Below are 5,066 nucleotides of genomic sequence, written 5' to 3' on the forward strand. Positions count from 1 at the left end.
GATAGGGCCAGTACAGGCTACGAATTACTCGAACAATGCATCCAGTGCCTGCTCCAGCCGGGTCACGGCAATGACCTGCAGCCCCGCTGGCGGCTCCTTCGGCGCATTGCCCTTGGGCACGATCGCCCGCTTGAAGCCGTGCTTGGCCGCTTCCTTCAAGCGCTCCTGCCCGCTTGGCACCGGGCGTACCTCGCCCGACAAGCCGATCTCGCCGAACACCAGCAGGCCATGGGCCAGTGGCCGATTGCGCAGGCTGGACATCACCGCCGCCAGCAGCGCCAGGTCCGAAGCGGTTTCCAGCACCTTGACCCCGCCCACCACATTGAGGAACACGTCCTGGTCGTGGGTGGGTATACCGCCGTGGCGGTGCAGTACCGCCAGCAGCATGGCCAGGCGGTTCTGGTCCAGGCCCAGGGTGACCCGGCGCGGGTTGGCCAGGTGGCTGTCGTCCACCAGCGCCTGCACCTCGACCAGCATGGGCCGGGTGCCTTCCCAGGTGGCCATCACCACGCTGCCCGGCACTTCCTCCTGGGTACGGTTGAGGAAGATCGCAGACGGGTTGGAGACCTCCTTCAAGCCGCGGTCGGTCATGCCGAACACGCCCAGCTCGTTGACGGCGCCGAAGCGGTTCTTCACCGCCCGCAGCAAGCGCAGGCGGCCGTCGGACTCGCCCTCGAAATACAACACGGTATCGACCATGTGCTCCAGCACCCGCGGGCCGGCCAGCGAGCCCTCCTTGGTGACATGGCCGACCAGGAAGATGGCCGTGCCGCTCTGCTTGGCATAACGCACCAGCAACGCCGTGCTTTCACGCACCTGGGCAACGCCACCAGGGGCTGACTGCAACTGCTCGGTGAAGATGGTCTGGATGGAGTCGATCACCATTACCCGCGGTTTTTCGACACGTGCCGTGGCAATGATCGTCTCGATGCAGGTTTCGGTCATGACCTTGAGCTTGTCCTGGGGCAGGCCCAGGCGGCGCGAGCGCATGGCCACCTGTTGCTGCGATTCCTCGCCAGTGACATACAGTGCCGGCATGCCCACGGCGATGTTGCACAGGGTCTGCAACAGGATGGTCGACTTGCCGATGCCGGGGTCGCCACCAATCAGCACCACCGAGCCGTCCACCAGGCCGCCACCCAACACACGGTCGAGCTCGGTGCTGCTGGTGGTGAAACGGGGGATCTCCTCGACGCTGACTTCGGCCAGGGTCTTGATCTGTGCCTGCTGCCCGGTCCAACCGGCGCGGCCACTGCTGGGCGCAGCGGCACCGCCGCTTTCGATCATGGTTTCGACCAGGGTGTTCCAGGCCCCGCATTCACCACACTGGCCGGCCCATTTGGGGAAGGTCGCGCCGCACTCGGTGCAGCCATACATGCGCTTGGCCTTGGCCATGGGTTGGGGTCTCCTGGAAAAATCGCCATGATAGCCGAGCCGCACGTGCCTCGAGCGCTTCGGGATGCGACAAAACTATTCGTTCTAACCGCAGTCAGTTGCCCTGAACACAACGCATGAAGCGTTCAAGTGGCTTACACTGCGTTTACCTCACCTTTTGTTACAAGGATCTAAACATGGGCATGCTCAATGAGTTCAAGGCCTTCGCGGTCAAAGGCAACGTCGTCGACATGGCGGTTGGTATCATCATCGGCGCAGCCTTCGGCAAGATCGTCTCGTCCTTCGTCGGCGACGTGATCATGCCTCCGCTGGGCCTGTTGATTGGTGGTGTGGATTTCAGCGATCTGGCCATCACCCTGAAAGCCGCTCAAGGTGACGTACCGGCGGTGGTGCTGGCCTATGGCAAGTTCATCCAGACCGTGATCGACTTCCTGATCGTGGCCTTCGCCATTTTCATGGGCGTGAAGGCCATCAACCGGCTCAAGCGTGAAGAGGCCGTGGCACCGACTGCCCCGCCAGTGCCTACCCCCCAGGAAACCCTGCTGACCGAGATTCGCGATTTGCTCAAGACGCAGAATCAGAACCGCCTGCCTTGAGGTTGCCGGGCTGCCTTGCAGCCCGCTCCTGCTCGCCGGCACCGGCAGCGCCGGTGCCCAGGCCCAGCGCCTTACCAGTAATTCTCGACCGCCACCTGGCCGGGCCGCTTGCTCAGGCTCAACTGCAGGTCGCGTGCCTTGAGCACCTTGCGTGTCTCGTCGATCATCTCCGGGTTGCCGCACAGCATCACCCGCGAATGCTCGGGGGACAGTTCCAGCCCCGCCGCCTTCTCCAACTCACCGTTCTCGATCAGCGTGGTAATGCGCTGGTTCAGCGCGCCAGGGTGCTGCTCGCGGGTCACCACCGGAATGAACTGCAACTTGCCAGCAAACTCGGCCAGATAATCGCGCTGTTCCAGCCCGGCAATTTCATCCACATAAGCCAGCTCTCTGGCCTCGCGCACCGAATACACCAGTTTGATGCTGTCGAACCGCTCCCAGGCCTCGAAGTCCTGCAGGATCGACATGAACGGCGCAATGCCGGTACCGGTAGCCAGCAGCCACAGGTCGCGGCCGCCGACGAACCGGTCGAGGGTGAGGAAGCCAAACGCCTGGCGGTCTATCAGCAAGGTATCGCCTGCCCCCAGGCGGCTCAGCTCACTGGTGAACTCGCCGCCCGGCACCACGATGGAGAAGAAATCCAGGTGCTCGTCATGGGGCGCACTGACCATGGAATAGGCGCGCCATACCACGCTGCCATCGGCCTTGGTCACGCCCAGGCGGGCGAACTGGCCGGAACGAAATCGGAACCCGGCATCGCGCGTAACCCGCAGGCTGAAGAGGTTCGGCGTCAGCGGCTGAACATCGAGCAGGGTCTGGCGGGTGAACTTTTCGGCGCTAGCGGTCATATCGGGCTCCAGGGTTGGCGTGTGCACAGTGTCGCCTAAAGTGCTCGGGATAAAAACCACCGCTTTGTAGGGCCTCACGCCGGGTGCCGGTATGAAAGTCGCAGAGAATGCGGTTGGCTATAGCAAAAAATCCCAACACAACGGTAGGTCTTTTCCTACACTAGTCCTGATTCTCAAACGGATTGGATCCCGCGCCCCAAGGAGTGTTTCAGATGCTTCACTGGAAACTTGAATATCTTGATGCGTTCGTCAGCGAGCGCAGCCCAAAGAAGCTGTTCAACATCGCAGTGCATCTGGCGCAGGACCTGGCGATGCAGTACCTGGCGCTGAACCTGCGCATTCAGATCGCGACGCAGACGCCCAGGCTCTACCTGTACAGCAACTATCCCGATGAATGGATCAGTCGCTATCAGCGCGACGACTTCTACAAGCAGGACTGCGCCGCCCACCTCAGCCACCAGTCGACCCTGCCGGTGCTGTGGACCGACGAGCTCTATCATGAGGCCCCGCACTTTCGCGAAGCAGCCTGCCAACATGGCCTGCGTCACGGTTGGACGCAGTCGCTGCACGACCTGCAACACAACGAGAGCCAGATCAGCGTGGCCCGCCCGGCGGGCAGCATCGACATCACCGAACTCTACGAGAAGGCCGGCAGTGTGCAGTGGCTGTGCCACACGCTGCATGCCGTGCTCGGCGAACACCACCTGAACGCGTTATGCCCGCCACAACCGAAGATGAGCGCGCGTGAGCTGGAAGTGCTGAAATGGTCCGCCGCTGGTAAGACCGCTGCCGACGTTGCCTGCATTCTGTCGTTGTCGCAAAGCACGGTGAATTTCCATATCCGCAGCGTGATCACCAAGACCAATGCCGCCAACAAGGCTGGCGCCATCGCCATTGCCGCGTTGCGCGGCTGGATCTGACCTTCAGACCTGCGACCCGGGGCAAAGCCCTGTAGAATCGCCTGGCAAAGCCCGGGGCGAACCGCAACGGGCAGTTTCATACCCGAGCCAGACGCCATGCCCCTGTTGACCACCCCTTACGCCGAACTCGACCTGATCCGCCAGCCCGAACAGGCCAACGACCCTTTGCAGGCTTTCGATGCCGCTGACGAATACCTGCTCGCGCAGTTGCACGCGCAGGCACCTGACGCCAACTGCCGGGTGCTGGTGCTCAACGACAGCTTCGGGGCCGTGGCCGCCAACCTGGCTGGCAAGGTGCAGGTGACCAGCAGCGGCGACTCCCACCTGGCGCACATGGCCCTGGAAAAGAACCTGGCGCGCAATGGCCTGCCGTTCGACAGCGTGCCGTTCGTGCCAGCCAGCGAGCACTGGCAGGGCCCGTTCGACCGGGTGCTGCTGCGCGTGCCTAAAACCCTGGCCCTGCTCGAAGAGCAACTGATTCGCCTGCAGGGGCAGCTGGCCCCCACTGCGCAGGTGATTGCCGGGGCAATGGTCAAGCACTTGCCACGCGCGGCCGGTGACCTGTTGGAGAAATACATCGGCCCGGTGCAGGCTTCGCTGGCGCAAAAGAAGGCCCGCCTGCTCACCGCGACGCTGGCAGAGCGCCCCCTGGCCCGCTCGCCCTACCCTAGCCGTTACCGCCTGGACACGCCGGCGCTGGAATTGCTCAACCATGCCAACGTGTTCTGCCGTGAAGGCCTGGATATCGGCACCCGGGCGTTCCTGCCGCACCTGCCACGCGACCTCGGCCGCGCGCGGGTAGCAGACCTGGGCTGTGGCAACGGGGTGCTGGCCATTGCCAGTGCCCTCGCCAACCCGGATGCCGAGTACACCTTGGTAGACGAGTCGTACATGGCGGTGCAATCGGCACGGGAGAACTGGCGCGCCGCCTTGGGTGAGCGGCCGGCCACCTTCGAAGCAGCCGACGGCTTGGCCGGGGTCGAGAAACAGTCGCTGGATGTGGTGCTCTGCAACCCGCCGTTCCACCAGCAACAGGTGGTTGGCGATTTTCTTGCCTGGCGCATGTTCCAGCAGGCACGCGAAGCGTTGGTGGTGGGCGGGGCCCTGTACATCGTGGGCAACCGCCACCTGGGCTATCACAGCAAGCTGGCGCGGTTGTTCCGTGGGGTGGAGCAGGTAGCGGCTACGCCCAAGTTTGTAATCCTCAAAGCGCGCAAGTAAGCCTGTACCGGCCCTATCGCCGGCAAGCCGGCTCCCACAGGACTGCACAAGGCTCGAGGCAGATGCGACCCTGTGGGAGATTCTAT

5 protein-coding genes are annotated in these 5,066 nt (G+C 63.3%); 3 read left to right on the plus strand and 2 right to left on the minus strand.

Features of this window, described 5'->3' with window-relative positions; all coding sequences use genetic code 11:
- Nucleotides 1–24: 24 nt before the first annotated feature.
- Nucleotides 25–1,395, minus strand: a complete 1,371-nt coding sequence (gene radA / locus GYA94_RS24270) for a DNA repair protein RadA (RefSeq protein ID WP_009681282.1) — start codon at nt 1,393–1,395, stop codon at nt 25–27.
- A gap of 176 nt (nt 1,396–1,571) precedes the next feature.
- On the opposite strand from radA, the gene mscL reads away from it, so the two are divergent.
- Complete coding sequence (gene mscL, locus GYA94_RS24275; protein WP_029888025.1) at nt 1,572–1,991, plus strand: large-conductance mechanosensitive channel protein MscL; 420 nt, start codon at nt 1,572–1,574, stop codon at nt 1,989–1,991.
- Between the two features lie 71 nt (nt 1,992–2,062).
- Here the strand turns inward: mscL and GYA94_RS24280 are convergent, their stop codons facing one another.
- Entirely contained in the window at nt 2,063–2,839 is a 777-nt protein-coding gene (locus GYA94_RS24280; protein WP_110679786.1) for a ferredoxin--NADP reductase, read from the minus strand.
- Nucleotides 2,840–3,051: 212 nt separating this feature from the next.
- On the opposite strand from GYA94_RS24280, the gene GYA94_RS24285 reads away from it, so the two are divergent.
- Entirely contained in the window at nt 3,052–3,759 is a 708-nt protein-coding gene (locus tag GYA94_RS24285) for an autoinducer binding domain-containing protein (protein ID WP_110679785.1), read from the plus strand.
- Nucleotides 3,760–3,855: 96 nt separating this feature from the next.
- Nucleotides 3,856–4,980 (plus strand): methyltransferase, encoded by a 1,125-nt coding sequence (locus tag GYA94_RS24290; RefSeq protein ID WP_110679784.1) that lies wholly within the window; start codon nt 3,856–3,858, stop codon nt 4,978–4,980.
- The last annotated feature ends 86 nt before the right edge of the window (nt 4,981–5,066 follow it).

Source organism: Pseudomonas juntendi (genome assembly GCF_009932375.1).
Lineage (GTDB): Bacteria > Pseudomonadota > Gammaproteobacteria > Pseudomonadales > Pseudomonadaceae > Aquipseudomonas > Aquipseudomonas juntendi.

Bases quoted from the DNA above. Each gene is read 5' to 3' on its own strand.
- GYA94_RS24290 (WP_110679784.1), top strand. From the start codon at position 3,856: ATGCCCCTGTTGACCACCCCTTACGCCGAACTCGACCTGATCCGCCAG.
- mscL (WP_029888025.1), top strand. From the start codon at position 1,572: ATGGGCATGCTCAATGAGTTCAAGGCCTTCGCGGTCAAAGGCAACGTC.
- GYA94_RS24285 (WP_110679785.1), top strand. From the start codon at position 3,052: ATGCTTCACTGGAAACTTGAATATCTTGATGCGTTCGTCAGCGAGCGC.
- GYA94_RS24280 (WP_110679786.1), bottom strand. From the start codon at position 2,839: ATGACCGCTAGCGCCGAAAAGTTCACCCGCCAGACCCTGCTCGATGTT.
- radA (WP_009681282.1), bottom strand. From the start codon at position 1,395: ATGGCCAAGGCCAAGCGCATGTATGGCTGCACCGAGTGCGGCGCGACC.